This window comes from Caballeronia sp. SL1002 (assembly GCF_057814995.1).
The window spans coordinates 325,534-351,849 of sequence record NZ_JBYMUW010000002.1; the positions used below are offsets into that span (position 1 = coordinate 325,534).

At 61.7% G+C, this 26,316-nt stretch carries 21 protein-coding genes; 10 read left to right on the top strand and 11 right to left on the bottom strand.

Annotated features, from left to right (window positions below; all coding sequences use genetic code 11):
* Window positions 1–50: 50 nt before the first annotated feature.
* The 4 genes from aspT (AC3D25_RS04380) (at window position 51) to AC3D25_RS04395 (ending at window position 6,175) form a co-directional block, all read left to right on the top strand.
* Window positions 51–1,733: an aspartate-alanine antiporter gene (aspT, locus tag AC3D25_RS04380; protein ID WP_488887253.1), complete on the top strand. Its 1,683-nt coding sequence runs from the start codon at window positions 51–53 to the stop codon at window positions 1,731–1,733.
* Window positions 1,734–1,802: 69 nt separating this feature from the next.
* Window positions 1,803–3,488, top strand: coding sequence for an aspartate-alanine antiporter (gene aspT, locus AC3D25_RS04385; protein ID WP_488887254.1), 1,686 nt, complete (start codon window positions 1,803–1,805; stop codon window positions 3,486–3,488).
* Between the two features lie 68 nt (window positions 3,489–3,556).
* Window positions 3,557–5,212, top strand: a complete 1,656-nt coding sequence (locus AC3D25_RS04390; protein WP_488889592.1) for a bifunctional aspartate transaminase/aspartate 4-decarboxylase — start codon at window positions 3,557–3,559, stop codon at window positions 5,210–5,212.
* A 117-nt stretch (window positions 5,213–5,329) separates the two neighbouring features.
* A complete protein-coding gene (locus AC3D25_RS04395; protein WP_488887255.1) occupies window positions 5,330–6,175 on the top strand; it encodes an aldo/keto reductase in 846 nt (281 codons plus the stop codon).
* A gap of 769 nt (window positions 6,176–6,944) precedes the next feature.
* Here AC3D25_RS04395 and AC3D25_RS04400 read toward each other — a convergent pair.
* The 10 genes from AC3D25_RS04400 to AC3D25_RS04445 all read right to left on the bottom strand — a co-directional run bounded on the left by AC3D25_RS04400 (window position 6,945) and on the right by AC3D25_RS04445 (window position 18,096).
* Window positions 6,945–7,370 (bottom strand): hypothetical protein, encoded by a 426-nt coding sequence (locus tag AC3D25_RS04400; protein WP_488887256.1) that lies wholly within the window; start codon window positions 7,368–7,370, stop codon window positions 6,945–6,947.
* Window positions 7,371–7,437: 67 nt separating this feature from the next.
* Entirely contained in the window at window positions 7,438–9,525 is a 2,088-nt protein-coding gene (locus tag AC3D25_RS04405) for an ABC transporter ATP-binding protein (protein ID WP_488887257.1), read from the bottom strand.
* Window positions 9,522–10,379, bottom strand: coding sequence for an ABC transporter permease (locus tag AC3D25_RS04410; protein WP_488887258.1), 858 nt, complete (start codon window positions 10,377–10,379; stop codon window positions 9,522–9,524). Before AC3D25_RS04410 ends, AC3D25_RS04405 begins: the two co-directional genes overlap by 4 nt.
* 21 nt (window positions 10,380–10,400) lie before the next feature.
* Complete coding sequence (locus AC3D25_RS04415; protein ID WP_488889593.1) at window positions 10,401–11,408, bottom strand: ABC transporter permease; 1,008 nt, start codon at window positions 11,406–11,408, stop codon at window positions 10,401–10,403.
* A 56-nt stretch (window positions 11,409–11,464) separates the two neighbouring features.
* Window positions 11,465–13,150: an ABC transporter substrate-binding protein gene (locus AC3D25_RS04420; RefSeq protein WP_488887259.1), complete on the bottom strand. Its 1,686-nt coding sequence runs from the start codon at window positions 13,148–13,150 to the stop codon at window positions 11,465–11,467.
* A 187-nt stretch (window positions 13,151–13,337) separates the two neighbouring features.
* Window positions 13,338–13,814 (bottom strand): cupin domain-containing protein, encoded by a 477-nt coding sequence (locus AC3D25_RS04425; protein ID WP_488887260.1) that lies wholly within the window; start codon window positions 13,812–13,814, stop codon window positions 13,338–13,340.
* Window positions 13,815–13,894: 80 nt separating this feature from the next.
* Complete coding sequence (gene fusA / locus AC3D25_RS04430) at window positions 13,895–16,000, bottom strand: elongation factor G (protein WP_488887261.1); 2,106 nt, start codon at window positions 15,998–16,000, stop codon at window positions 13,895–13,897.
* 245 nt (window positions 16,001–16,245) lie between these two features.
* Window positions 16,246–16,839, bottom strand: a complete 594-nt coding sequence (locus AC3D25_RS04435; RefSeq protein ID WP_488887262.1) for a DUF192 domain-containing protein — start codon at window positions 16,837–16,839, stop codon at window positions 16,246–16,248.
* A gap of 121 nt (window positions 16,840–16,960) precedes the next feature.
* On the bottom strand, window positions 16,961–17,161 hold the full coding sequence (locus AC3D25_RS04440; protein WP_488887263.1) for a hypothetical protein: 201 nt from the start codon (window positions 17,159–17,161) through the stop codon (window positions 16,961–16,963).
* A 365-nt stretch (window positions 17,162–17,526) separates the two neighbouring features.
* On the bottom strand, window positions 17,527–18,096 hold the full coding sequence (locus AC3D25_RS04445) for a pseudouridine synthase (protein ID WP_488887264.1): 570 nt from the start codon (window positions 18,094–18,096) through the stop codon (window positions 17,527–17,529).
* Window positions 18,097–18,495: 399 nt separating this feature from the next.
* Here AC3D25_RS04445 and icd point away from each other — a divergent pair, with 399 nt between their 5' ends.
* The 3 genes from icd (at window position 18,496) to AC3D25_RS04460 (ending at window position 21,322) form a co-directional block, all read left to right on the top strand.
* Window positions 18,496–19,752 carry an NADP-dependent isocitrate dehydrogenase gene (icd, locus tag AC3D25_RS04450; RefSeq protein WP_488887265.1) on the top strand — a complete coding sequence of 419 codons (1,257 nt, stop codon included), beginning with the start codon at window positions 18,496–18,498 and terminating at the stop codon, window positions 19,750–19,752.
* Window positions 19,753–19,972: 220 nt separating this feature from the next.
* The gene (locus AC3D25_RS04455) at window positions 19,973–20,407 is read left to right on the top strand and encodes a DUF2628 domain-containing protein (protein WP_488887266.1); all 435 of its coding nucleotides are present in this window, start codon (window positions 19,973–19,975) and stop codon (window positions 20,405–20,407) included.
* A 153-nt stretch (window positions 20,408–20,560) separates the two neighbouring features.
* Window positions 20,561–21,322 (top strand): hypothetical protein, encoded by a 762-nt coding sequence (locus AC3D25_RS04460; RefSeq protein WP_488887267.1) that lies wholly within the window; start codon window positions 20,561–20,563, stop codon window positions 21,320–21,322.
* Window positions 21,323–21,447: 125 nt separating this feature from the next.
* On the opposite strand, the gene cspD is transcribed toward AC3D25_RS04460, so the two are convergent.
* Window positions 21,448–21,654 carry a cold shock domain-containing protein CspD gene (gene cspD, locus AC3D25_RS04465; RefSeq protein WP_008351201.1) on the bottom strand — a complete coding sequence of 69 codons (207 nt, stop codon included), beginning with the start codon at window positions 21,652–21,654 and terminating at the stop codon, window positions 21,448–21,450.
* Between the two features lie 512 nt (window positions 21,655–22,166).
* On the opposite strand from cspD, the gene clpS reads away from it, so the two are divergent.
* The 3 genes from clpS (at window position 22,167) to AC3D25_RS04480 (ending at window position 26,307) form a co-directional block, all read left to right on the top strand.
* The gene (gene clpS / locus AC3D25_RS04470; RefSeq protein WP_488887268.1) at window positions 22,167–22,481 is read left to right on the top strand and encodes an ATP-dependent Clp protease adapter ClpS; all 315 of its coding nucleotides are present in this window, start codon (window positions 22,167–22,169) and stop codon (window positions 22,479–22,481) included.
* Window positions 22,478–24,778 (top strand): ATP-dependent Clp protease ATP-binding subunit ClpA, encoded by a 2,301-nt coding sequence (gene clpA / locus AC3D25_RS04475; RefSeq protein WP_488887269.1) that lies wholly within the window; start codon window positions 22,478–22,480, stop codon window positions 24,776–24,778. Before clpS ends, clpA begins: the two co-directional genes overlap by 4 nt.
* 146 nt (window positions 24,779–24,924) lie before the next feature.
* Window positions 24,925–26,307, top strand: coding sequence for an amino acid permease (locus AC3D25_RS04480; protein WP_488887270.1), 1,383 nt, complete (start codon window positions 24,925–24,927; stop codon window positions 26,305–26,307).
* Window positions 26,308–26,316: the final 9 nt, after the last annotated feature.

Sequence of the window (26,316 nt, forward strand, 5' to 3'; positions counted from 1 at the left end):
TCCGGGGATAGAACACGCGCGGCCGACTAACCAGCGAGACCTATAAATTCATGCTTTGGCACTTGCTTGCCGCTCAACCCGAAATCGCGCTGTTTGCGAGTCTCGCTATCGGGTTTTTCATCGGTTCTTTCAAAGTCGGACCGCTTCAGTTAGGCGGTGTGTGCGGCACGTTGATCGTGGCGCTAATACTTGGACAAAGCGGCGCGAGAATTTCGCCCGATATGAAGAATATTGCATTCGCACTATTCATTTTTGCGCTGGGTTTCACGGGCGGCCCGCAATTCTTCGCCAATATCGGACGCGGCTGGCGATACGGCGTGCTTTCGCTCATCGAGATGGTCGTCGTGCTCGCGCTCGTGCTCGGCGCGGTCGGGCTGCTCAAGCTCGACCCGGGCACGGCCGCCGGCCTGCTCGCGGGCGCCGCGACGGAATCGGCGGTGGTCGGCACGGCGTCTGAAGCGATCGGCAAGCTCGGCCTGCCCGCCGCGGAAATCGCGCGGCTTCAGGCGAACATCGTGACCGCGTACAGCGTGAGCTATCTGTTCGGGCTCGTCACCATCGTCCTGTTCACCAGCCAGTTCGCGCCGCTCATGTTGCGCGTGAATCTGCGCGACGAAGCCGAGCGGCTCTGGCGCGCGCTCGGCGGCGACGGCGCGCTCGGCGAAGGGCAGCGGCAGGCGGCGCCGTCGCTCGTCGGCCGCGAAGTGCGTGTGACGACCGGCGCGGGAATGAGCGTCGAAGCGCTGGAAAAGCGTCATGGATATAACGTGAGCGTGCAGCGCGTGACGCGCAGCCGCTCCGTCATCAAGCCGCAGCCGACGCTCGTGCTGAAGGAAAACGACCGCATCGTGATCGGCGGGCGGCGTGAGGCGGTCGTGAGCGCGATGCGTGATCTCGGCGAAGAAGTCGCGGGCGCGGATGTCGCCGATGTCTACGCCGACAAAGTGGACGTCATGCTCACGCACCGCGAAATCCACGGCCTGACGGTCGCGCAGGTGCGCGCGCGGGCGACGCCTGCCGATGCGCACGGCGTGTTCATCGCGGCGGTCACGCGCCTCGACAGCACGATTCCCGCGCTGCCGGGCACGGAACTGCATCGCGGCGACATCCTGACGTTGATCGGCTCGAAGGAAGACATCGCGCGCGGTGCGTCGAAACTCGGCTACGTGGTGAAGGCGACCCTGAAAACCGACTTCGTGTTCCTCGGCCTGGGCGTGCTGCTCGGAATCGCGGTCGGGCGTCTGAGCACGCGTGTCGGCGGCGTGGACCTGACGCTCGGCACGGGCGGCGGCTGCCTGCTCGCGGGCCTGTTCTTCGGCTGGATCCGCTCGCGTTATCCGGTGATCGGCTCGCTGCCGTCCGCCGCCGCGCAGATCCTGAAGGACTTCGGGCTATGCACGTTCATCGCGGCGGTCGGACTCGGCGCGGGCGCGGACGCGATCCGGCTGATCCGCGAATACGGCGTCGCGCTGCCGATCGCGGGCATCGTCATCACGCTCGGTCCGGCGCTCGTGTCGCTCTTCGTCGGGCGACTGATCCTGAAACTCGAAGTGCCGATGCTGCTCGGCGCAATCGCCGGCCAGCAATGCAGCACGCCCGCCATCAGCGCACTGGTGAACGTTACCGGCAACGCCACGCCGGTAATCGGCTACACGATCACCTACGCGCTATCCAACGTCTTGCTGCCGCTAATGGGTCCGCTCGTGGTCGGGCTTGCCAGCAAGGCGGGCTGACGTCAGCGGCATCGATCACGCACCGATCACGCATCGATCACGCACCGATCACTCACGAGCGGAGACAACATGGAGTGGCTACACCACATCTTTCAGAAGTCACCGGAAATCGCGCTGTTTATGTCGCTGGCGATCGGTTATTTCATCGGCCAGATCAATTTCGGCAAGTTCCAGCTCGGCGGGGTCGGCGGTTCGCTGCTCGCGGCGGTCGTCATCAGTCAGGCGGGCGTGCAGATCGACAACGGCGTGAAGTCGATCATGTTCGCCGTGTTCATCTATGCGGTCGGCTACGACTCCGGCCCGCAGTTCTTCAATTCGCTCAACCGGAAGACACTCCGCGAAATTGCGATGGCGGTGTTTCTCGCGGTATCGGCGCTGATCACGGTGGTCGTCTGCGCGAAGATTTTCGGGCTGAACAAGGGACTCGCCGCGGGTCTCGCGGGCGGCGCGCTCACGCAGTCGGCGATTATCGGCACGGCGGGTGACGCGATCGCGCGGCTCGGGTTGCCGATCGAGGAAACCAAGTCGCTGCAGTCGGACGTCGCCATCGCCTACGCCGTGACCTACGTGTTCGGCTCGCTCGGCGCGATCATCGTCGCGGTGAATATCTTGCCGAAGTTCATGGGGCAAAGCCTCAAGGACGCTTCCATCGAGGCCGAGAAAGGCCTGCTCGGCGGGACGGTCGCGCACGGGCCGGGACAAACCTCCGCGCTGCCGATCCTGGTCGGACGCGCGTTTCGCGTGACCGGCGGCGCGGGCCGGACCATCGCCGACATCGAACTCGCGCAGCAGGACATGATCACGATCGAGAAGATCCGGCGCGCGGGCAAGGCGGTGGATCCGCGACCCGACGTGATGCTGCAGAAGGACGACATCGTGCTCGTGGTCGGGCGCCGCGAAATGATGGTGGAAACCGCGCCGCTGATCGGCGATGAAGTGGCCGACACCGACGGCATCAGCGTCGTCATGCAGAACCGGCAGGGCGTGTTCACGAGGAAGGGCATGAACCACATGACCATCGCCGCGGTGCGCACGACGGTGGATCGCGAACTGCGTCACGGCGTGTTTCTCCAGGAAGTCCGCCGCGCCGATCAGCCGCTGCCTATCCTGCCCGAAACGAAGCTCGAACACGGCGACGTTCTGACGTTCTACGGTTCGCCGCAAGACACCAAGCGCGCCGTCGATGCAGCGGGCTACGAACTGCCCTACACCAACAAGACTGACTTCATCTACATGGGCGTCGGCATCGTGCTCGGGCTGCTGGTCGGCTTGATCGTGGTGAACGTGGGCGGTATTCCGCTCACGCTCGGATCGGGCGGCGGCTGCCTGCTCGCGGGATTGTTGTTCGGCTGGATGCGCGGCAAGCATCCGATGTACGGCGTGATGCCGAGCGCCGCCTCGCAACTGCTGAAGGACTTCGGGCTGGCGGCGTTCGTCGCCGTGGTCGGGCTGAATTCGGGCCTGCAAGCGGTCGTGACGGTCAAGCAGAGCGGCATGACGATCTTCCTGCTCGGCGTGTTCGTCACGATGTTCCCGCTGCTCCTCACGATGCTCTTCGGCCGTTACGTGCTGCGCTACAACAACGCGGCGATTCTCGCCGGCGCGCTGACCGGTTCGCGCAGCGCGAATCCGGCGTTCGGCGGCGTGCTCGACAAAGCCGAAAGCGCCGTGCCGACCGTGCCGTTCGCGATCACCTACGCGCTCGCGAACGTGCTTCTGACGCTGCTCGGGCCGCTCGTCGTGGGCCTCGTCTGAGCCCGATGCTGGCGCTCATTTTTTCGACTTCGACGCGCATCGAGCGTCTGCCTCTGGGGAAATACATCATGGCGAAGGGCAGCAAGGAAGGGAAAGAGAAGCAATCGAAGCTGGCGTCGCTGAGTCCGTTCGAGTTGAAGGACGAACTGATCAAGGCCGCGGGTGGCGGCGCCGTCGAGCGGGCAGCGAATGTCTCGATGCTCAACGCCGGGCGCGGCAACCCGAATTTTCTCGCGACCACGCCACGCCACGGCTTCTGGCAACTCGGCCTGTTCGCGATGCGCGAATCGGAGCGCTCGTTCGCCTACATGCCCGAAGGACTCGGCGGCTTCCCGAAGCGCGATGGACTGGAGGAACGCTTCGAATTGTTCGTGCGCGAGAACAAGGGCGTACCGGGCGTCGCGTTCCTGAACGGCGCGGTCTCCTACGTGCGCGATCAACTGGGACTCAACGCCGGCGAATTCCTCTACGAAATGTGCGAAGGCATTCTCGCGTCGAACTATCCGGTGCCGGACCGCATGCTGAAATTGTCCGAGGTGATCGTCGGGCAGTATCTGCGTCGCGAGATGATCGGCAAGCATCCGTTCATCGGCGAGTTCGATGTTTTCGCGGTCGAGGGCGGCACGGCGGCGATGACCTACATCTTCAACACGATGCGGGAAAATCACCTCATCAAGCCGGGCGACACCATCGCGCTCGGCTCGCCGATCTTCACGCCCTACATCGAAATTCCGACGCTCAACGACTACCAGTTGAACGTGGTCAACCTGGATGCCGATGTCGCGAAGGGCTGGCAGTATTCGAAGCAAGAACTCGACAAGTTGCGCGACCCGAAAGTGAAGGCGTTCTTCCTCGTGAATCCGAGCAATCCGCCTTCGGTGAAAATGAATACGGAGAGCCTCGAATACATCGCGAAGATCGTCGAGGAACGTCCGGACCTGATCCTTCTGACGGACGACGTTTATGGCACCTTCGCGGACGATTTCGTCTCGCTGTTCGCGCTGTGTCCGAAGAACACGATCCTGGTCTATTCGTACTCGAAGTATTTCGGTGCGACTGGCTGGCGGCTCGGCACGATCGCGACGCATCGCGACAACGTGCTCGACCGGCTGATTGCCGCTTTGCCGAAGGACCAGAAGAAGCAACTGCATGAGCGCTACGAGTCCATCACGACGGAGCCGGAGAATCTCAAGTTCATCGACCGGCTGGTGGCCGACAGCCGCACCGTCGCGCTGAATCACACGGCGGGCTTGTCCACGCCGCAGCAGGTGCAGATGGTGCTGTTTTCGCTGTTCTCGCTGATGGATACGCCGGACGCGTACAAGAACGCGCTGAAGCGGCTGATCCGCAGCCGCAAGCAGGCGCTGTATCGCGAGATCGGCTTCACGTTCGACGACGACGATGAAAACGCAGTCGATTACTACACGATTCTCGACATCGAATATCTCGGCGAGCGGGCGTACGGGCGCGAGTTCGTCGATTGGCTGTTGAAGAACACCGAGCCTTCGGAACTGCTGTTCCGGCTCGCGCGTGAAGCGCGGGTCGTGCTGCTGCCGGGACGCGGCTTCGGCACGCAGCATCCGTCGGGGCGCGTGTCGCTCGCGAACCTCAACGAGAGCGATTACAGGCTGATCGGAATTGCGCTGCGCAAGCTGATCGAGGATTACGTGGACCGGTTCAACAAGGAAACGGGCAAGAAGCTGGACCGGAACAAGGTGAAGTAAGCGCGGTTGATTGTGTTTGTCCGGAAAGCCGCGCTTGGGTCCGCGCGGCTTTTTGCATTGAACCGCCGCGCGTTTTCGCTGACCAATCTACGATGAGCGGCTAACCAGGAGAAACGCATGACGCAGAAAACGGCGACCGTGACTTTGCCCGGCGGCGAGACGATTCCGAAGCTCGGACAGGGCACGTGGGAAATGGGCGAACGCGCATCGGCGCGAAAAACCGAGATCGCCGCGTTGCGCGCGGGCGTCGAACTCGGCATGACGTTGATCGACACGGCGGAAATGTACGGCGACGGCGAGAGCGAAAAGCTGCTGGCCGAGGCGCTCGATGGCTTGCGCGACGATGCATTCCTGGTGAGCAAGGTGTATCCGCACAACGGCAGCGAAGCGGGCGTGAAGGCCGCGTGCGAGCGCAGCCTGAAGCGCCTGAAAACCGATCGGCTCGATCTTTATTTGCTGCATTGGCGCGGTGGCGAAGACCTCGAAGGTGTGGTCGCCGGCTTCGAGCGGCTCAAGCGCGACGGCAAGATCCGTCACTGGGGCGTGAGCAATTTCGACACCGACGACATGGAGGAATTGTTCGCGATCGAAGGCGGCGATGCCTGCGTCACCGATCAGATTCTCTACAACGTCGCGCGTCGCGGAGCGGAATTCGATTTGTTGCCGTGGCTTGGCGCGCGCGGGTTGCCCGCGATGGCCTACAGTCCCGTCGATCATGCGCGCTTGCCGAAGCAAGGCGTGCTTCATGATATTGCGGCGGCGCGCGGGGTGTCGGCGTTTCAGATCGCACTGGCCTGGGTGCTGCGGCAGCCGCAGGTTTTTGCGATTCCTAAGGCCGCCGATGTGGCGCATGTGCGGGAGAATCGCGCGGCGCTCGATGTTGTGCTTTCAGATGCGGAGATTGCGCAGATCGATGCACAGTTTGCGCCGCCGCGGGGGAAGCGGGGGCTTGAAATGCTCTGAGGGTTTTGCTAACGCACGGTGTGGTTGCTGGCGCCCTATGCTTTTGTTTGCTGGCGCTTCTTGGGAACTTGCTTTCGTGTAGGTTTATTAGCACGCCGCTATGCGCGGCAGCAGTCACTTTCTTTGCTGCTGCAAAGAAAGTAACCAAAGAAAGCAGCGTGACCTACTAAGTGTCCACCACGAAACGTAACCCGGAGTGGTGCGCAAGCTGATTCGGCCATCGCACCACACTACAGAGTGGAGCCGCTCATCCATCCCGACAGGCACAAAGTGCCTGTCGGAACGGCATAACCGGAAGACCCGGGTCAAGGCCTGCGGCAACGCCAAGTTCGGGGCCAGCACCACAAACCAAGACCGAAGGTTTTTAGACGTGCCCGTCGTCCTCGCGCAGCGAGGATGGAACTGACAGGCGCTGTGCCAATACGAATGACTGCGCGCTAACCGAATCAGCCTGCGCGCCTATCCGCGCGGTTATTCGTGGTGGACACTTAGACGGATAAGCTGCTTTCTTTGGTTACTTTCTTTGCAGCAGCAAAGAAAGTGACTGCTGCCGCGCACAGCGGCGAGCTAATGGACCTACACGAAAGCAAGTTCAGAAGAAGCACAGGCAAACAAAAACAAGGGGCGCCAGTCAGACCTACACGAAAGCAAGTTCAGAAGAAGCACAGGCAAACAAAAGCAAGGGGCGCCAGTCAGACCTACACGACAGCAAGTCCCCCAAAACCGCTAACCGACAAACCCCATCCAACCCTAGTGCCAACGCCAAACCCTACATACAGGCATGGTGCGAATGCACCGACCCCAAGACCGCCACCTCCGCCGGCGTGCGCTTCAACGCATCCTGATCGACTTGCCTGGCATCGGCCAAAAACTCATCGACGATAGTCGACACCTGCGTCTTGTCAAGACACAACGACACGCGCTGCGTTTCATTCGCCGGCAACGCCGACCGCTGCCCAAGGAACAGTACGCCGTACTGATACCCCCGCACGATCCCGCGCACCGCGCCGACACACTGCCCTTGCGCAACATTATCGGTTTTCTGCGCGCATTGCTGCGCAAGCGAATAGGCGGAAAAACTCGGATCGACCGGCGCGTTCGGGGTGTTTTGCTGCGCGCTCGCGGTCGAAGCCACGCCGAAAGTGGCAGCCGAAGTCAGCGCCGCTGCGCACGCCATCGCGAAAGATCGTTTCATTGTTTTAGCCCTCATGTCGAACATTGAACTCGATAGGAGAGCGCGATTGCGGTTTGGTTCCGCGCAATTACGTTTGCGGCTCGGCGGCGACGCTCTGCATCGCGCGCAGTTCGTCCGCCGGAATGTGGCAGCGAATACGGTGGGCAGTGCCCGCCTCCGCGAAAGGCGGCTCCGTCGTTTCGCAGATCGCGCCGATCTTGCGCGGACAGCGCGTATGAAACACGCAGCCCGACGGTGGATCGGCGGCGCTTGGCAAATCGCCGGAAAGCCGGATGCGCGCGGGTAGCGCACTTTCCAAACCAATCGAAGGCATCGACGACAACAGCGCCTCCGTGTACGGATGATGCGGCCCGTCGAACACTTCGGCGGCGCGGCCGATCTCCATCAGCCGCCCGAGATACAGCACGGCGATACGGTCGGACACGTAGCGCACCACGTTCAGATCGTGCGAGATGAACACGTAGCTCACGCCGTGCTCGCGCTGGAGATCGGCGAGCAGGTTGAGGATCGCGGCCTGCACGGAGACGTCGAGCGCGGAGGTCGGCTCGTCGCACACGACCACACGGGGATCGCCCGCGAACGCGCGCGCAATCGCGACGCGCTGCTTGAGCCCGCCCGACAACTGCCGCGTGCGCGCGGTGAGATAACGCTCGGGCAGCCGCACGGCGGCAGTCAGCGTCTGCAGCCGCGACTCCTTCGCCGCACCACGCAACGCGCCGAGCTTCGACAACGACCGCGCGATCAGCCGACGCACCGAGTGCGCGCGGTTCAACGCGGAATCCGGGTTCTGAAACACGATCTGCAGCGACTTCACCTGCTCGTCGTTGCGATGCGTCACGCGCGCCGCGAGGCTCGCGCCGTCGAGTTCGAGCGTCGCGCCTTCGTCGGGTGAAAGCAGGCCGAGCAGCAGTTTGGCGAGCGTCGTCTTGCCGCTGCCCGATTCGCCGACCAGCCCGAGCGTCTCGCCGTGCGCAAGTTCGAGGGAGACATCGTGCACGGCGCGCACGGATTCGCCGCCCACCTGGAACGTCTTCGACAGATGCTCGGCGCGCAGCGCAATCGGCGCGTTTTCGAGGGAAGCCGCGGGCGCGGGCACATCGGGCGTCGCGCGCGGCAACTCGGCGGCGCGCTCGTGATAGTGACAGCGCGCCATCTGCTCGCCATGCATCGACACCACGCGATACGGCGGCGGCGCGTCGCGCAGACAACGCTCGTCGGCGAGCTTGCAGCGTGCCGCGTAGATACAGCCCTGCGTCACCGCGCCCGGCAGCGGCAGCGCGCCGGGAATGGTGTCGAGGCGGCCACTGTCCTTCGAGCGTCCCGGCGCGGGCAGGCAGCGCAGCAAGCCGGTCGTGTACGGATGGCGCGGCCGCGCGAAGACATCGGCGGTCGCGCCTTCCTCGACCAGTTTCCCCGCGTAGAGCACGCCGACGCGGTCGCACATCCGGCCGATCACCGCCAGATTGTGGCTGATGAAGAGCACCGCCGTGCCCAACTCGGCACGCAGATGCGCGATCAAATCGAGCACTTCCGCTTCGACGGTTGCATCGAGTCCGGTGGTGGGTTCGTCGAGGATCAGCAGGTCGGGATTGCACGCGAGCGCCATCGCGATCACCACGCGCTGCTGCATGCCGCCGGACAACTGGTGCGGATAGCTTTCCATCACGCGTTCGGGCGCGGCGATCCGCACGCGCCGAAGCATCTCGACGGTCCGTTCGAGCGCCTCGCCCGACGACGCGCCCGATGCTTCGAACGCCTCGGACACCTGCCGCGCGATGGTGAGCGACGGGTTGAGCGCGCGGCCCGGGTCCTGATAGACCATCGATACCGCGTTGGCGCGCATTTCGCGCAGCGATTCGGTGTTGAGCGACGCGATATCGCGTCCCGCGATCGAAATGCGTCCTGCCTTGACGCGGCCGTTGCGCGGCAAGTAGCGCACGACGGCGAGCGCGGCCGTCGATTTGCCGCAGCCCGATTCGCCGACAAGCCCGTAGGCTTCGCCGCGTTTCACCCGCAACGTGACGTCCTGCAGCACTTCGCGTTCGCGGCCGCGCGAGCGATACGCAACCGTCAGGCCGACGATGGTCAGCGCGTCGGTCTTGTCGCTTTTCGCGGCATCGAACGCGGGGAAAGCGGACGGGGGCGGTCCATTCATCGTTCGAGCACTCCCTCGATACCATCCGCCACCAGGTTCACGCCGACCACCAGCGAGGCGATGGCCGCCGCGTCGAAGACGACCGTCCACCACGCGCCGCCCGCCATCAACGTATAGCACTCGGAGAGTGCGAGGCCCCAGTCGGCCGACGGCGGCTGGATGCCGAAGCCGAGGAACGACAGCGTCGCCACCGCGAAGATCGCGTAGCCGAGCCGCACCGTCGCCTCGACGATGATCGGCTGCAGCACGTTCGGCAGGATTTCCGCGAACATGATGTAGAGCGCGTTTTCGCCGCGCAACTGGGCGGCGAGCACGTAGTCCAGGTGGCGTTCGGCGAACACCGCGGCGCGCACGGTGCGCGCGGTGATCGGCGCGAACGTGATGCCGATCACGAGTATCACCGTGCCGTTGCTCGCCCCGACCGCCGCCAGCGCGAGCAGCGCGACGATCACGAGCGGCAGCGCCAGCACCGCGTCGATCAGCCGGCCGACCACGTTGTCCACCCAGCCGTCGAAATAGCCGACGGCGAGGCCGATGGCGGTCCCGCCGAGCGTGCCGAGCAGGGTCGCGAGCGGGGCGATGGTCAGGATGTCCCGCGCGCCGACGATCACCCGCGCGAATACGTCGCGGCCCAGTTGATCGGTGCCGAACCAGTGCGTGGTGTCGGGCGGCGTGAGCGAATTCAGCGGATCGGAGGCGTAGGGATCTTGCGGCACGACCCAATGCCCACCGATCGCGCACGCGATCCAGAACAGCAGGATCAGCGCGCCCGCGACGAAGGTTGGCGAGCGCAGCAGCGCTGTCGAGCGTTCGAAGCGTGGCGTCCTGGCGCCAGATGAAATCACGCTGCTCATTGCGTCCTCATCGCGTGTTCCTCATTGCGCGTTCCTCACCCGCAGACGCGGATTGAGCACGACATACAGCGCGTCGGCAATGAGGTTGGCCGCCGTATAGATCACGCCGATCGTCAGCACGCCGGCTTCGAGCATGGGGAAATCCTTCGCCTTCGCGGCGTTGTAGATGAGCGAGCCGATGCCCTGATAGTGAAAGAGCGTCTCCACCACCACCAGCCCGCCGATCATGTAACCGAGCTGCGTCGCCGCGACGGTGACGGTGGGCAGCAGCGCGTTGCGCAGCACGTGCCGCCAGATCACGACGCGGCGCGGCAGCCCTTTGAGGATCGCGGTGCGCGTGTAGTCGGCGTCGAGCGCTTCCACGGTGCCAGCGCGCGCCATCCGCGCGATATAGCCAAAGAAAACGAGCACGAGCGGCAGCACCGGCAGGATCAGATGCTGCAATTGCACGAGCACGCTGGAACCGGGCGGGAAGGTCGCCTCGATCGGCAGCCATTGCAGCCATACGCCGAACACGAGAATCAGCACGATCGACGAAACGAATTCCGGCACGACCGTCGCCGACAATCCCGCGATGCTGATCGTCCGGTCGATCCAGCGTCCCGCGTGCAGCGCCGAGAACACGCCGCCCGCGATACCGAGCGGCACGACCACCACGAACGCGAGCGCGCCGAGCTTGGCCGAATTCAGCAACGCATCGACGATGAACGGCGCGACCGGCGCGCGAAACGCGTAGGACTCGCCCATGTCGCCGCGCAGAAAGCGACCGATCCAGCCCGCGTATTGCGCGAAAAGCGGCCGGTCGACGCCCAGTTGATGATCGAGCGCGGCGACCGCGCGCGCATCGGCGAGGGGCCCAAGGATCGCGCGGCCTACGTCGCCGGGCAGCAACTGGCCGCCCGCGAACACGATGACCGAGAGCAGCCAGAGCGTGATCGCGGCGAGCAAAAGCCGCGTACCGACGAAGCGCGCCGCACGCCACGCGCCGCCTGAATCGCGGCGAGCGGTCGTGTGTGGCGCGTTCGGCATATTCGGCGCGGGAGGAGAAGCCGTGCTCATGCTCGGTGAGTCCTTGAGTTGGAAACTTAAGCGCTGATCGTCGCCCGCTCGAAGTACAGCTGCGAAATGGCGTTGAAGCGCACGCCGTGGACATTTGCGCGCGTGACGATCAACTGGTCGTAGAAATACGGAATCACGACCGGCGTTTCATCGAGTAGCAAGTTTTGTATCTGCCCCGACAACTTCTTTTGCGACGCGACATCGAGCGCGCCGACGAAATCCGCCACCAGCTTGTCGTACTGCGGATTCTTGAAGTGCGCGGCGTTCCATGTGCCGTCGCTCGTGAGCGGCGCGTTGAGGAACACGTTCGGCACGCCGCGATGGCCGTAATCGGTAATGCCGAGCGGCGAATCCAGCCAGTCCGACTTGCCGAACGTGCCCGCGCCGTAATACAGCTCCTGGCTTTCCACCTTCAGCGTGATTTTCACGCCGATCGCCTTCGCCGCGTTCTGCAGCACGACGGCGAGATCGGGAATCTCCATGTACTTTTCGGTCGTGAGCGTCACCTCGAAACCATTCGGCACGCCCGCCTGCGCGAGCAGTTGCTTCGCCTTCGCGATATCGAGCTTGCGCTGCGGCACGGTCAAGTCGCTCGACGGAAACACCGGCGCGAACGGGCTGTCGTTGCCGAGCGCAGCGCGCCCGCGGAACAGCCCCTTCACGATCACCTCACGATTCACCGCAAGCGCGAGCGCCTGGCGCACGCGTTTGTCCTTGAACGGGCCGGTGTCGGTACGCATGTGAATCTGGCGATGCGCGCTCGACTTCACGCCGAGCACCTTGAACTCGCCGTTGTTCATCATGCTGACGCCGCCCTGAACCGTGAAGTCGCCCATGACATCGGCCTGACGGCCTTGCAGCGCGAGCAACTGCGCCTGCTGGTCGGCGTAGAAGGCGAACTGCACGCGCTCCGGCAACGCCTTGTCGCCCCAGTAGTCCGGATTGCGCACGAACGATGCACCCACTTTCGGCGTGTATTTTTCGAGCTTGAACGGCCCCGTGCCGATAAACGATTTCTCGTAGCTGCCCGAAAAATTCGCCGGCAGGATCACGGCGTTGTAGTTGTCGGAGGAGACGTAGTACGGGAAATTGCCGTTCGGCGCGTCGAGATGGAACTCGACGGTCAGGTCGTCCGTGGCCTTCACCGCGTTCTTCGACAACACGCCCTTCAGCACGGAAAGCGCGGCCGATCCGGCGTCCGGATCGGCGAGACGGTTGAAAGTGGCGGCGACGTCCTTCGCCGTCATCGGCTGGCCGTTGTGGAATTTGACGTTCGGGCGCAGCTTGAACGTCCACACGTCGCCCTTCGCGTTGGCCTTCCACGAAAGCGCAAGCGCCGGATGAAGCGTGAGCTTTTCCCCGTCATCGTCGATCAGGAATTCACCCGTCTGATTAATCAGCGCGAGGCCGGGCGGATCGGTCACGGTCAGCGGATCGACCGCGCCCGACGGCGTCAGATGCGCGACGCGGATCGTGCCGCCGGGCTTGCCTGCAACTTGCGCGCGCGCATCGCGCGGCATCAGCAGGCCGCCCGCCATTCCGCCGACAAGACCCGTCGCCGCGAGCGAAAGCCCAAGCAGGCTAGCGTGGCGTAGCAGTTCGCGGCGCGTCAGGCGGCCCGCGCGGAATTCGTCGATAGCGTGATTGCCAAGTTCGCCGGCGTTCGCGCGCGACGTTTCGAGAGCGGCGAGGTCGATCGAAGGTTTCTTCATCGGGGAGCGTTCCGTTTTGATGTGTTTTGTGGCGAGCGCGCGAGCCCAGTTTAGCCGAGCCGAAACGTTTCCGATTCACTGGCAACCGATCGAGTTCCATTTTTGCGACGCTGCGCGCGCGAAGCGGAAAGCCTTGCTGGCTATGGCTCACGCGCGACGGTAGGAAATGCCGCGCGAGGTCGTGAAGTCAGTGGTCGTGCGGATGTTTATGAATCGGATCGACCCAGAACACTTCTTCCGGCGCTTCCACGGCGTCGATATTCAGGTTCACGACGACCGCTTCGTTGTCGCTGCGCACGAGCACGCATTCGAGCGGCTCGTCGGTGCGCGCGTTGATCTCCTGATGCGGCACATACGGCGGAACGAAGATGAAGTCGCCCGGACCCGCTTCGGCCGTGAATTCGAGATGCTCGCCCCAACGCATGCGCGCCTGTCCGCGTACGACGTAGATCACGCTTTCGAGCGCGCCGTGATGATGTGCGCCGGTCTTCGCGTTCGGATGGATCGTGACCGTGCCCGCCCAGATTTTCTGCGCGCCGACGCGCGCCGCGTTAATCGCGGCCGCGCGGTTCATGCCGGGCGTCTGCGCGGTGTTGGCGTCGAGTTGATCGCTCTTGATGACCTTGACGCCGTGTTCCCGCCAATCGATAGCTTCGTCGCTCATGGTCTTCTCCCGGATAACAAAAAGTCCGTTGCCACCGGGCGGCGACAACGGACTCCTGCATGAAACGTCCAGACAAATGCTTACCTGGACTTCGAATTGACGATGGCTTCCGCGACGTTGGTCGGCGTCTCGGAATAGTGCTTGAACTCCATCGTGTAAGTCGCGCGGCCTTGGGTCAGCGAACGCAGCGTGGTTGAGTAGCCGAACATTTCCGCGAGCGGCACTTCCGCGCGGACCAGCTTGCCGCCGCCGCCCGCGATGTCTTCCATGCCCTGCACGATGCCGCGCCGCGACGAAAGATCGCCCATTACGTTGCCCATGAAGTCCTCGGGCGTTTCCACTTCGACCGCCATCATCGGTTCGAGCAGCACCGGTCTGGCACGGCGCATGCCGTCCTTGAACGCCATCGAGCCTGCCATGCGGAACGCGTTTTCGTTCGAATCGACGTCGTGGTAGGAGCCGAACGTCAGCGTCACTTTCACGTCCACCACCGGATAACCCGCCAGCACGCCGGCCTTGAGCGTTTCCTGAATGCCTTTATCGACCGCCGGAATGTACTCGCGCGGCACGACGCCGCCCTTGATCGCATCGACGAATTCGTAGCCGCCGCCCGGCTTCTGCGGTTCGAGCTTCAGCACCACGTGACCGTACTGGCCGCGGCCGCCCGACTGCTTGACGAACTTGCCCTCGACATCGTCGATCGGCACGCGGATGGTCTCCCGATACGCGACCTGCGGCTTGCCGACCGTCGCCTCGACGCTGAACTCGCGCTTCATCCGGTCGACCAGAATTTCCAGATGCAGTTCGCCCATGCCCGAGATGATGGTCTGGCCGGATTCCTCGTCGGTCTGCACGCGGAATGATGGATCTTCCTGAGCCAGCCGGTTGAGCGCGATGCCCATCTTTTCCTGGTCGGCTTTCGTCTTCGGCTCGACGGCCTGCGAGATCACCGGTTCCGGGAAGATCATCCGTTCGAGGACGATGACGTGGTTCGGATCGCACAAGGTGTCGCCCGTCGTGGCTTCCTTCAAACCGACGGCCGCCGCGATGTCGCCCGCATACACTTCCTTGATTTCCTTGCGCTCGTTGGCGTGCATCTGCAGGATCCGCCCGAGGCGTTCCTTCTTTTCCTTCACGGCGTTGTAGACCGTGTCGCCCGAATTCACGACGCCCGAATACACGCGGAAAAAGATCAGCTGGCCGACGAACGGGTCCGTCATGATCTTGAAGGCGAGGGCGGAGAACGGCTCGTCGTCGGTCGGATGGCGTTCCGCTTCCTTGTCGTATTCGTCGTGGCCGAGGATGGCGGGAATGTCCACCGGCGAGGGCAGATAGTCGATCACGGCGTCGAGCATGGCCTGCACGCCCTTGTTCTTGAACGCGCTGCCGCAGAACATCGGCACGATCTCGTTCTTGATCGTGCGCTGACGGATCGCGCTCTTGATCTCGTCCTCGCTCAGTTCCTCGCCGCCCAGATACTTTTCGAGCAGCGTTTCATTCGCTTCGGCCGCCGCCTCGATCATCTTGTCGCGCCATTCCTTCGCCGTCTCCAGCAGGTTCGCCGGAATCTCCTGATATTCGAACAGCACGCCCTGACTGTCTTCGTCCCAGATGATCGCCTTCATCTTCACCAGGTCGATCACGCCCTGGAAGTGCTCTTCCGCGCCGACGGGGATCTGCATCGGCACGGCGACACCCTTCAGCCGGTCGCCGATCTGCTTCTGCACGCGGAAAAAATCGGCGCCCACGCGGTCCATCTTGTTGACGAACGCGATGCGCGGCACCTTGTACTTGTTCGCCTGACGCCACACGGTTTCGGATTGCGGCTGCACGCCGCCCACCGAGTCGTAGACCATGCACGCGCCGTCGAGCACGCGCATCGAGCGCTCCACCTCGATCGTGAAGTCGACGTGGCCGGGGGTGTCGATGATATTGATCCGGTGTTCCGGATAATTGCCCGCCATGCCTTTCCAGAAGGCCGTCGTGGCGGCGGAGGTGATGGTGATGCCGCGCTCCTGCTCCTGCTCCATCCAGTCCATCGTCGCCGCGCCGTTGTGAACCTCGCCGATCTTGTGGTTCACGCCGGTGTAAAAAAGAATGCGTTCGGTGGTCGTGGTCTTGCCGGCGTCGATGTGAGCGCTGATGCCGATGTTCCGGTAACGCTCGATGGGAGTCTTGCGGGGCACTTGAACCTCCTGTGGTTTAGAGAGCGCCGGACGGACGACGCGGCGCGGCGGCGTGGGTCGGACGGTGAGGCGGTGCGCGCAGGGCGTCCCGTGGTCTCTCGCGGTCTCTCTTGGTCTATTAGGATAGCGCTTAGCTAATCTCTTTGCAGGAATCCTGCCAGGCAAGGCGAGCGGACGCAAAAAAGCCGGCGCGTTCGGTCGAACGGCCGGCTTGATCGGCGGCGAGCCTGTAAAAGGCGCGCGGCTTATTGCGGTGCGGCGGGAAGTCCGGTGAGCTTCATGCCCGGCTTGATGCCTTTGGCGGCGAACCAGCCCTTGCTCATTTCGAGCGCATACACGCCGTTGTTGCGCGGACAGTGATTGTCGGTCGTCTCGGCCTGCATCTCGTCGATATCCGTGATCGTGCCGTCCGCGCGGATAAACGCGATCGACAGCGGGATCAGCGTGTTTTTCATCCAGAAGCAATGCACGGCGTTTTCGTTGAACACGAACAGCATGCCTTCGTTGGACGCGAGCGTCGAACGGTACATCAGGCCTTGTTCGCGGTCGGCATCGTTCGAGGCGACGGCCGCGTCGATCACGAACATGCCAGCGGTCAGGCGCACGCGCGGAAAGTCACCGGGCTGCTTGGCGCCCGCGGGCATTTGTTGCGCGAACGCGAGCACGGGCGGCAAGACGGCGAGCGGCAACAAGAGCGCGATTGCGAGGCGGCGAACGCGCTGGCCGAGACTGGGTGATTGGCTAAACGGATTGAACGAATGCAGCGAAAGACGCACGGCGAAACTCCTTCTTCGATAAAAATCCGCAAATCCAGCGGAAAGCCGGAAAGACCCGCGCATGTTACTTGAGCGTGCGCAAAAAGAAAAAGGCAGAGTGCCTTGCGGCCATCTGCCTTTTAACGCCGTAAGAACGGCAGTGACGCTAGTTATTAACTTCGCCTGACTGCCTCTTACAACAAACTTACTCCGAAGCTGCCGAAGCGGCTGCAGCCGAAGCTGCCTTCTTGTGCGATGCCTTCTTGTGCGACTTCTTGTGTGCCGACTTGTGAGCCGTCGAAGCTGCGGCCGGAGCTGCTGCTGCCGGAGCCGTAGCGTCCGAAGCTTGTGCGAAAGCAGCCGTTGCGAACAGGCCAGCGACGAGAGCAGCGATCAGTTTGTTCATTTTGTGAATCCTCAGCTTTAGTAAATTAACCAACGACCCGGTTATTGGAGTCATGTCGGTAAACGAGCCATCCACCTTTCGGTTGACAGTTATATCGACAAATAAATCGACATCGCTGCGAGCGCTAAAACCTTACAAACAGCCTGTGAAAAACAGGTTATCAATCGAAGTTCTTCGCTAATGCCGGATAGCGTTTTAAGGCATCTGCGCTCAATAACGCCGCGTGTCCGTCGTCGGTTGACGAGAAATTTCTTTATTCGAATGACACGCGAAAGAGGCGTCGGGACGGCTTGCGCGAAATGTCGTTTTTCATTGAATCGACACGCGTGTGTGCTGACTTGTGCTTACGAAGCGGAACGCGTCGATCAGCGAACGCCGTCCCATGGCGCGCGTGGCGCAAGCGTCGCCGTTTCGCCGGGCGCGAGACCGAGCGCGAAGATATCGAGCGCGCCGATCCCCACGCGCACGAGACGCAGCGTCGGAAAGCCGACGGCCGCCGTCATGCGACGCACCTGCCGGTTCTTGCCTTCGGTAATCGACAATTCGATCCACGTCGTCGGAATGGCCGCGCGAAAGCGCACCGGCGGAGTGCGCGGCCACAACGTGTCGGGCGGCGTGACGAAACGTGCCTTGCACGGCCGCGTGACGAATTCGCCCAGATCGACACCCGCGGCCAGCCGGTCGAGCGCGTCCGCTTCCGGCGCGCCTTCCACTTGCGCCCAATATCGCTTGACGAGCTTGTGACGCGGCTCGGCGATCCGCGTCTGCAACGCGCCGTCGTCGGTGAGCAGCAGCAGGCCTTCGCTGTCGGCGTCGAGCCGGCCCGCCGGATAAACGCCGGGCGTTTTCACCCAGTCGCCGAGCGACGCCCGCGTCTCGTGCGGCGAAAACTGGCAGATGGTGCCGAACGGCTTGTTCAGTGCGATAAGCGGCATGGCGAAAACGAAACGTGGATGAGTGCAGCGCAACGCCTTGAGCGGCGTGCTTCTGCGGGTGAGCGCCTATAGTGGCTGCCGGGATCTTAATGCATAATCCGGATCGCGAACACTTATGTCTTATATAAGATATAAGTGTTGAGTGGCGGCGCGCGGCAACTTTGGAAAGCCAAGCGCGGCAAGCGGGCGGCGGTGGGCTAGAATGAGGTTCCTTCCGCGCTTACACCCGCCATTGCTCTATCGGCGCGCGCTTCGCGCGGCATGCGCCCGCGCACGCTCTACCGCAGAAAGATTGTGACCCGTGGTGACTTGGCCGGCGATGTGCGAATCGCCATCCGGCCCGGCTTCAACTCAGGTTCAGCCAGCTTTTAAACAGCCCAGCCATCTTTGGAGTCGACCATGCCGTATCAGCACATCAAGGTTCCGACCGGCGGTGACAAGATCACCGTCAACGCGGATTTCACGCTCAACGTGTCCGACCAGCCGATCATTCCGTATATCGAAGGCGACGGCACGGGCTTCGACATCACGCCGGTCATGATCAAGGTGGTCGATGCGGCCGTGGAGAAGGCCTATGGCGGCAAGAAGCAAATCCACTGGATGGAAATCTACGCGGGCGAGAAGGCGACCAAGGTGTATGGCCCCGACGTCTGGCTGCCCGAAGAAACGCTCGACGTGCTGAAAGAGTATGTCGTGTCCATCAAGGGACCGCTCACGACGCCGGTCGGCGGCGGCATCCGCTCGCTCAACGTGGCGCTGCGCCAGCAACTCGACCTCTATGTCTGTCTGCGCCCGGTGCAGTATTTCAAGGGCGTGCCGTCGCCGGTGCGCGAGCCGGAAAAGACCAACATGGTGATTTTCCGCGAGAACTCGGAGGACATTTACGCCGGGATCGAGTGGGCGGCGGAATCGGCGGAAGCGAAGAAAGTCATCAAGTTTCTGCAGGAAGAGATGGGCGTGAAGAAAATCCGCTTCCCGGACACGTCGGGCATCGGGATCAAGCCGGTCTCGAAAGAGGGCACGCAGCGCCTCGTGCGCAAGGCCATCCAATACGCGCTCGACAACGACCGACGCTCGGTCACGCTCGTGCACAAGGGCAATATCATGAAGTTCACGGAAGGCGCGTTCCGTGACTACGGCTATGAACTGGCGCAAAGCGAATTCAACGCGGAATTGATCGACGGCGGTCCGTGGATGAAGATCAAGAATCCGAAGACGGGTGGCGATGTCGTCGTGAAGGACGTGATCGCCGATGCATTCCTGCAGCAAATCCTGTTGCGTCCGGCCGAATACGACGTGATCGCGACGCTGAACCTGAACGGCGACTACGTTTCGGACGCGCTCGCGGCGCAAGTGGGCGGCATCGGCATTGCGCCGGGCGCGAATCTGTCGGATTCGGTCGCGATGTTCGAAGCGACGCACGGCACGGCGCCGAAGTATGCGGGCAAGGACTACGTGAATCCGGGATCGGAAATTTTGTCCGCTGAAATGATGCTGCGTCACATGGGCTGGATTGAAGCAGCGGACGTGATTATTGCGTCGATGGAAAAATCGATTTTGCAAAAGCGCGTGACTTACGATTTCGCGCGGCTGATGGAAGGCGCAACGCAAGTGTCGTGTTCGGGATTCGGTCAGGTGCTGATCGAGAATATGTAGGCGCTCGGCGCTTTAAGCACGAACCCCGTCATACGTCACGTGTGACGGGGTTTTGTTTTGTCTCAACGAATTAGAGCCGCTTATCTGCCGGTTTATCTCAATAATAACCATTATCTGACGCCGTCCGGTTTTAACCATTTTGAAATCGTTAAGGTTTGTCGCCGACGCCATGCGTGCGCTCCATTAGAGATTAGAATTTGTCCATTTAGCGGAGCGCGATATGGAAAATCGAAATCTGGATCTGAACGAATCGAGCACTATCGGGTCAATGGCGGTCAGTCAAAAGTGGCGCGAACGGTTTGCCTTCATCGAGGCAAACGGCGCGCCGGGAACGCCTTCGTATAAAGCAGCAATTCAAGCCCTTCCGTTTATGAAACGGTTTCTATTTAGCTGGAATTTTATCGCGTTCTTCTTTGGGCCGATTTATTTCCTGGTTCTAGGGATGTGGAAAAAAGCAATTGGGCTACTTGGGTGCGTGTTCGTCGTCTTTTTGCTTGACGTTCTTATCCTTGCAGCGACGGGCAAGGATTTGTCGCGGCCTTTGGGAATAGGTCTCTCGTTTCTCTTCGCGAGTATTGCAAACTACGCGTATTACCTGAAAGAAGTAAAAGGCCGGAACGGCTGGAATTTGTTTGAGGGTCTGCGGCTCTGGTAATTACGGTCGATCCGTTGATTGCGTCGCGCGGGTGCCGTGTCAATTCGGTGTCGCTGCGCGTCGCGCGGGCGCGACGGAAGGGCGCGGACTAGAAAACCGGGAATCAATAATCGCATTTTTCAGCGGTATCGCGACAGTACACTGAGTTTATCGATGTTGAAAAGCAAAAGCTATTTCTTGCGGACAATCCGCAAATGCATACTTTACGCATATCGGATCGCAATCGCATTTGTGGTTTTCAACTTCACGTGCGCGCATGCTGAAACCGTGAAATTCGGCGACGCGGTCACGGTGGATTTTCCCACGCAATCCAGTATTGCGAAGTTCCCTGGACTGACCGGTTTTGAACTCAGGCAATCGGCAACTGACGGAAAGCAGAAGGCGTTATTTATCGCGACCCGTGCAGACTTGCCGTTTTGGTGGAAACTGATAGTTCTCCGCGCGCCCGATTTTCTGTCTTCCGACTGCGCCAGTGGTGGCTTTCGAGATGCCATTGAAACGGCTTTGCCGGGCGCGGTCGTCGTCGGTCAGATGCCCTTTCAGGTGAACGGTTATCAGGGGATTCAATTCGAACTCAACCGCGGTCCTGATACTACGGAGTCGTTCGGGAAGGATCTGAATCACTTCTCGGGTCGCTTTGTCGCGATCGAGGGAAATCTATATTTATTCGCCATCGCCGATCGTGCGGAGCAACCGCTCGCGCCGGCCGTCGCGGATCGATTTTTCGCGTCGTTCCGGCCGCTTAACCGTCATACTCCCGGCGATCCCGACGAACAACTCGGCACGCTAGTAATGGGTTTTATTGCGGGCGCGTTGCTTTTGCTTATCGCGCTGGTCGTGTTCGGGGTCGTGCTCGTCCGCCGCTATCGCCGGCGTGCGCGGGAACGAGGGCGCATACAGCCGTCTCCGAGCTGAACGTACCGCACCGCCGCAACGCTTCGCCAAAAGGTCACTCGCAACCCAGCCCCGAAATCCGCTCAACCAAAAACAAAAAACCCGGCGCGAAGGCCGGGTCCCCGAGCAGCACAGCGATGGAATAGTCAGGCCGCGTCCTGAATATTCGATGCTTGTTTGCCCTTCGGTCCCTGGACGATTTCAAAGCTGACCTTCTGGCCTTCTTTGAGCGTCTTGAAACCGTTCATTTGAATCGCCGAGAAATGCGCAAACAAATCCTCGCCGCCTTCATCGGGCGTGATGAATCCGTAGCCTTTCGCGTCGTTGAACCATTTGACCGTACCAGTTGACATACCTACTTCCCCTCTAGCTCTCATCGCTACACGAGCACGCTCGAAAAGCTCAACGGCCGCTGTAGCAGCCGTCCCCTCCTCACTAGCTCACCTCGGCCTCTTTTCGCGTAATGGCCTTCGGAAAAAAGTGCCAGTTTGATTGTTGAATCTCTTAAATCGGGTGTCAAGAAAATTTTGAGATGGCCGATATGACGTTGTAAAGAGCACATTTGTAGGGTTATTCATTATTTTGTAGCGTGCGGTCGCGCAAGCACGCCATCTTGAAAAGTCGCATAATCGACTCACCTGTGTAGCACCCGGCAGGAGAGCGCCGGACCCGCGACGAATTTGTTTTTTTGGAAGCTGTGCGATACTGGATTCGACGATGATCAAGCGGGCCGGCGCCTGGCAGGCGGTGGCGGAATTCAGACGCGACGGATCGCGTATCGAGTGACGAAAACGCCATTTTTTCGACCGGACGGTCGGCGTTTCGGCGGCGATACGGGTCAGTCCGAGTTGTTTAGAATGGGTGTATGGCGATCAATCCCAACAAGCAGGATGGCACTGTACTGGAGCGGCAGGAACAAAAGCTGAAACAGCCGTCCATGTATAAGGTGGTGCTGCTGAACGACGACTTCACGCCGATGGAATTCGTCGTGATGGTCGTGCAGGAATATTTCAACAAAGATCGTGAGACTGCGACGCAGATCATGCTGAAGGTTCATCGCGAGGGTAGGGGAGTTTGTGGGGTCTACACGCGGGACATCGCGTCGACCAAAGTTGAGCAAGTCGTTAGCCATGCACGGCAAGCGGGGCACCCGCTGCAGTGTGTGATGGAGGAAGCATGATTGCCCAGGAACTGGAAGTCAGTCTGCACATGGCGTTTATGGAAGCACGTCAGGCGCGGCACGAGTTCATTACGGTCGAGCATCTTTTACTGGCCTTGTTGGACAACCCGACCGCGGCTGAAGTGTTGCGCGCATGCGCAGCAAATATTGAAGATTTGCGTCAGAACCTGCGCAATTTCATTCACGACAACACGCCGACCGTGCCTGGCACGGACGACGTCGATACGCAGCCGACGCTTGGTTTCCAGCGCGTGATTCAGCGCGCGATCATGCACGTGCAGTCGACGTCGAATGGCAAGAAGGAAGTGACGGGCGCGAACGTGCTCGTCGCGATCTTCGGCGAGAAGGATTCGCACGCGGTCTACTACCTGCAGCAGCAGGGCGTGACGCGTCTCGACGTCGTGAATTTTATCTCGCACGGTATCGCGAAGACGAACAGCGGCGAGGCCGCGAAGGCGAGCAGCGAGGCGAATCCGGAATCGGATGAAGCCGCCGCTCAGAAGGAAACGCCGCTCGCGCAGTTCACGTCGAACCTGAACCAGCTTGCGAAGGACGGCAAGATCGATCCGCTGATCGGTCGGGAGTCCGAAGTCGAGCGCGTGGTGCAGGTGCTGTGCCGTCGACGCAAGAATAATCCGCTGCTGGTGGGTGAAGCCGGCGTGGGCAAGACCGCGATTGCGGAAGGGCTCGCGTGGCGCATCACGCGCGGCGAAGTGCCGGACATTTTGGCCGACGCGCAGGTGTACTCGCTCGACATGGGCGCGCTCCTCGCGGGCACGAAGTATCGCGGCGACTTCGAGCAGCGTCTCAAGACGGTGCTGAAGGAACTGAAAGAGCGTCCGCACGCCATTCTGTTCATCGACGAAATTCATACGCTGATCGGTGCGGGCGCGGCTTCGGGCGGAACGCTCGACGCATCCAACCTGCTGAAGCCGGCGTTGTCGTCGGGACAGTTGAAGTGCATTGGCGCTACGACGTTCACGGAATATCGCGGCATCTTCGAGAAAGACGCGGCCTTGTCGCGCCGGTTCCAGAAGGTGGACGTGACCGAGCCGACCGTCGAGCAGACGGTTGCGATCCTGCGCGGACTGAAGTCGCGTTTCGAAGAGCACCATGGCGTGAAATATTCGTCGGGTGCGCTGTCGGCGGCGGCTGAATTGTCGGCGCGCTTCATCACCGACCGTCATTTGCCCGACAAGGCGATCGACGTGATCGACGAAGCGGGCGCAGCGCAGCGCATTCTGCCGAAGTCGAAGCAGAAGAAGACCATCGGCAAGAACGAGATCGAGGAAATCATCTCCAAGATCGCGCGTGTGCCGGCGCAAAGCGTCTCGCAGGACGACCGCAGCAAGCTGCAAACGCTCGATCGCGACCTGAAGAGCGTGGTGTTCGGGCAGGATCCGGCCATCGATGCGCTGTCGGCGTCCATCAAGATGGCGCGTGCAGGTCTCGGCAAGCTGGACAAGCCGATCGGCGCGTTCCTCTTCTCGGGCCCGACCGGTGTCGGCAAGACCGAAGTGGCGAAGCAACTGGCGTTCACGCTGGGGATCGAACTGATCCGCTTCGACATGTCCGAATACATGGAGCGTCACGCGGTCAGCCGGCTGATCGGCGCGCCGCCGGGCTATGTCGGTTTCGATCAGGGCGGGTTGCTGACCGAAGCCGTCACGAAGAAGCCGCATTGCGTGCTGTTGCTGGACGAAATCGAAAAGGCGCATCCGGACATCTACAACGTGCTGCTGCAGGTGATGGACCACGGCACGCTGACCGACAACAACGGCCGCAAGGCGGATTTCCGCAACGTCATCATCATCATGACGACGAACGCGGGCGCCGAGGCAATGGGCAAGTCGGTGATCGGCTTTACGAACCGCCGCGAAACCGGCGACGAAATGGCCGATATCAAGCGGATGTTTACGCCGGAGTTCCGGAATCGTCTGGACCAGATCATCAGCTTCCGTTCGCTCGATGAAGAAATCATCATGCGCGTGGTCGATAAGTTCCTGATGCAACTCGAAGACCAGTTGCACGAGAAGAAGGTCGATGCGCTCTTCACCGACGCGTTGCGCAAGCATCTGGCGAAGCACGGTTTCGATCCGCTGATGGGCGCGCGTCCGATGCAGCGTCTGATTCAGGACACGATTCGTCGCGCGCTGGCGGACGAGCTGTTGTTCGGCAAGCTGCTTTCGGGCGGTCGCGTGACGGTGGATGTCGACGAGAACGACAAGGTGCAACTGACGTTCGACGAGAATCCGACGCCGCGTAATCCGAATCCGGAGACGATCGAAGTCGAGTAGGTAGCGAGTAGGCAGCGAATCTGCGGCCTTAGCTTATTAGCTGATCGGCGGTAACATACGCGAGGCGGCGCGGGGAAGTTTCCCGCGCCGCCTCGCTTTTTTGTGTCCGCAAAACGATAACGCAAACCGATTAGACAGAGGTCGCTGTGAGTATTGAGCGTGGCTCGTTCGACAGAATCGTCGAACGCGAGAAAGGGTTGCACCGGAGTCTCGGCGCCGGACAGATGTCGATGATCGCCATCGGCGGCGCGATCGGAACCGGCTTGTTCCTCGGCAGCGGCTTCGCGATCGGTTTCGCCGGCCCGAGCGTGCTGGTGAGTTACGCGATCGGCGCGCTGATCGCCTTGCTCTTGATGGGCGCGCTCGCGGAAATGACGGTCGCGCATCCCACGTCCGGCTCGTTCGGCGCGTATGCCGAGCACTATATCGGGCCGCTCGCCGGGTTTCTCGTGCGCTACGCGTACTGGTCGGCGGTGGTATTTGCCGTCGGCACCGAGGTCAGCGCGGTCGCCGTGTTCATGAAGTACTGGTTTCCGGCGGTCCCCGGCTGGTACTGGATCGTCGGCTTTTCGGCGGCGCTGATCGTGGTGAACGCGTTGAGCGTCAAGGTGTACGGGGTGATCGAATATGTCTTTTCGATGCTCAAGATCGTCGCGATCGTCGCGTTCATTTTGCTCGGCGCGGTGTTCGTATTCGGCGCGCCGGCTAGCTCCGGTATCGGTCTGCAGAACTACACGGCGTACGGTGGCTTCTTTCCGAAAGGACTGTGGGGGACGTGGATCGCGGTGATCGTCTCGATTTTCAGCTACCTCAATATCGAAACCATCGCGGTCGCGGCGGGCGAGGCGAAAGACCCGCAGCGCGCCGTCACGCGCGCGTTTCGTTCGACGGTGTTCCGGCTGGTTTTGTTCTACCTGCTGACGCTCGCGCTGATGCTCGCCATCGTGCCGTGGACCCAGGCGAGCACCGACGAAAGCCCCTTCGTCAAAGTCATGGCCGCGACCCACGTGCCTTACGCGGCGGGCGTGATCAACTTTGTGGTGCTGGTCGCGGCGCTCTCGGCGATGAACAGCCAGCTCTATATCACCGCGCGCATGATGTTCAGCCTCTCGCGCGCGGGCTATGCGCCGAGGCGCTTCGGCGTGCTCAGCGCGAGCGGCGTGCCGACGGCGGCGTTGTCGCTCTCGACCATCGGGATCGCGCTCGCGACGCTGCTCACGGCGCTCTATCCGGATACCGCGTTCGGCCTGATGCTCTCCATCGCGATCTTCGGCGCGATGTTCGCTTGGCTGATGATCTTCGTCACGCATCTCTTTTTTCGCGCGCGTTACGCCGGTCCGACGCCTGGCTTCCGGATGGTGCTGCATCCGTTCGGCAGCCTGCTCGGCGCGGCGCTCATGGCCGCCGTGATGCTCACCACGGCGTTCACGCGCGAATTCCGCATGACGCTCGTGTACGGCTTCGCGTTCATGCTGGTGCTGACGAGCGTGTACTTCGTCTGGTATAGAAAGCGCGCCGATCAAGGGTAAACGCTTAAC

Coding starts and splice junctions, on each gene's coding strand:
- AC3D25_RS04415 (WP_488889593.1), bottom strand. CDS start 11,408: ATGCCGAACGCGCCACACACGACCGCTCGCCGCGATTCAGGCGGCGCG.
- AC3D25_RS04390 (WP_488889592.1), top strand. CDS start 3,557: ATGGCGAAGGGCAGCAAGGAAGGGAAAGAGAAGCAATCGAAGCTGGCG.
- AC3D25_RS04455 (WP_488887266.1), top strand. CDS start 19,973: ATGGAAAATCGAAATCTGGATCTGAACGAATCGAGCACTATCGGGTCA.
- AC3D25_RS04410 (WP_488887258.1), bottom strand. CDS start 10,379: ATGAGCAGCGTGATTTCATCTGGCGCCAGGACGCCACGCTTCGAACGC.
- aspT (WP_488887254.1), top strand. CDS start 1,803: ATGGAGTGGCTACACCACATCTTTCAGAAGTCACCGGAAATCGCGCTG.
- clpS (WP_488887268.1), top strand. CDS start 22,167: ATGGCGATCAATCCCAACAAGCAGGATGGCACTGTACTGGAGCGGCAG.
- AC3D25_RS04435 (WP_488887262.1), bottom strand. CDS start 16,839: ATGCGCGGGTCTTTCCGGCTTTCCGCTGGATTTGCGGATTTTTATCGA.
- AC3D25_RS04445 (WP_488887264.1), bottom strand. CDS start 18,096: ATGCCGCTTATCGCACTGAACAAGCCGTTCGGCACCATCTGCCAGTTT.
- AC3D25_RS04440 (WP_488887263.1), bottom strand. CDS start 17,161: ATGAACAAACTGATCGCTGCTCTCGTCGCTGGCCTGTTCGCAACGGCT.
- AC3D25_RS04395 (WP_488887255.1), top strand. CDS start 5,330: ATGACGCAGAAAACGGCGACCGTGACTTTGCCCGGCGGCGAGACGATT.
- AC3D25_RS04405 (WP_488887257.1), bottom strand. CDS start 9,525: ATGAATGGACCGCCCCCGTCCGCTTTCCCCGCGTTCGATGCCGCGAAA.
- AC3D25_RS04400 (WP_488887256.1), bottom strand. CDS start 7,370: ATGAAACGATCTTTCGCGATGGCGTGCGCAGCGGCGCTGACTTCGGCT.
- cspD (WP_008351201.1), bottom strand. CDS start 21,654: ATGTCAACTGGTACGGTCAAATGGTTCAACGACGCGAAAGGCTACGGA.
- clpA (WP_488887269.1), top strand. CDS start 22,478: ATGATTGCCCAGGAACTGGAAGTCAGTCTGCACATGGCGTTTATGGAA.
- AC3D25_RS04425 (WP_488887260.1), bottom strand. CDS start 13,814: ATGAGCGACGAAGCTATCGATTGGCGGGAACACGGCGTCAAGGTCATC.
- aspT (WP_488887253.1), top strand. CDS start 51: ATGCTTTGGCACTTGCTTGCCGCTCAACCCGAAATCGCGCTGTTTGCG.
- AC3D25_RS04420 (WP_488887259.1), bottom strand. CDS start 13,150: ATGAAGAAACCTTCGATCGACCTCGCCGCTCTCGAAACGTCGCGCGCG.
- AC3D25_RS04460 (WP_488887267.1), top strand. CDS start 20,561: ATGTTGAAAAGCAAAAGCTATTTCTTGCGGACAATCCGCAAATGCATA.
- icd (WP_488887265.1), top strand. CDS start 18,496: ATGCCGTATCAGCACATCAAGGTTCCGACCGGCGGTGACAAGATCACC.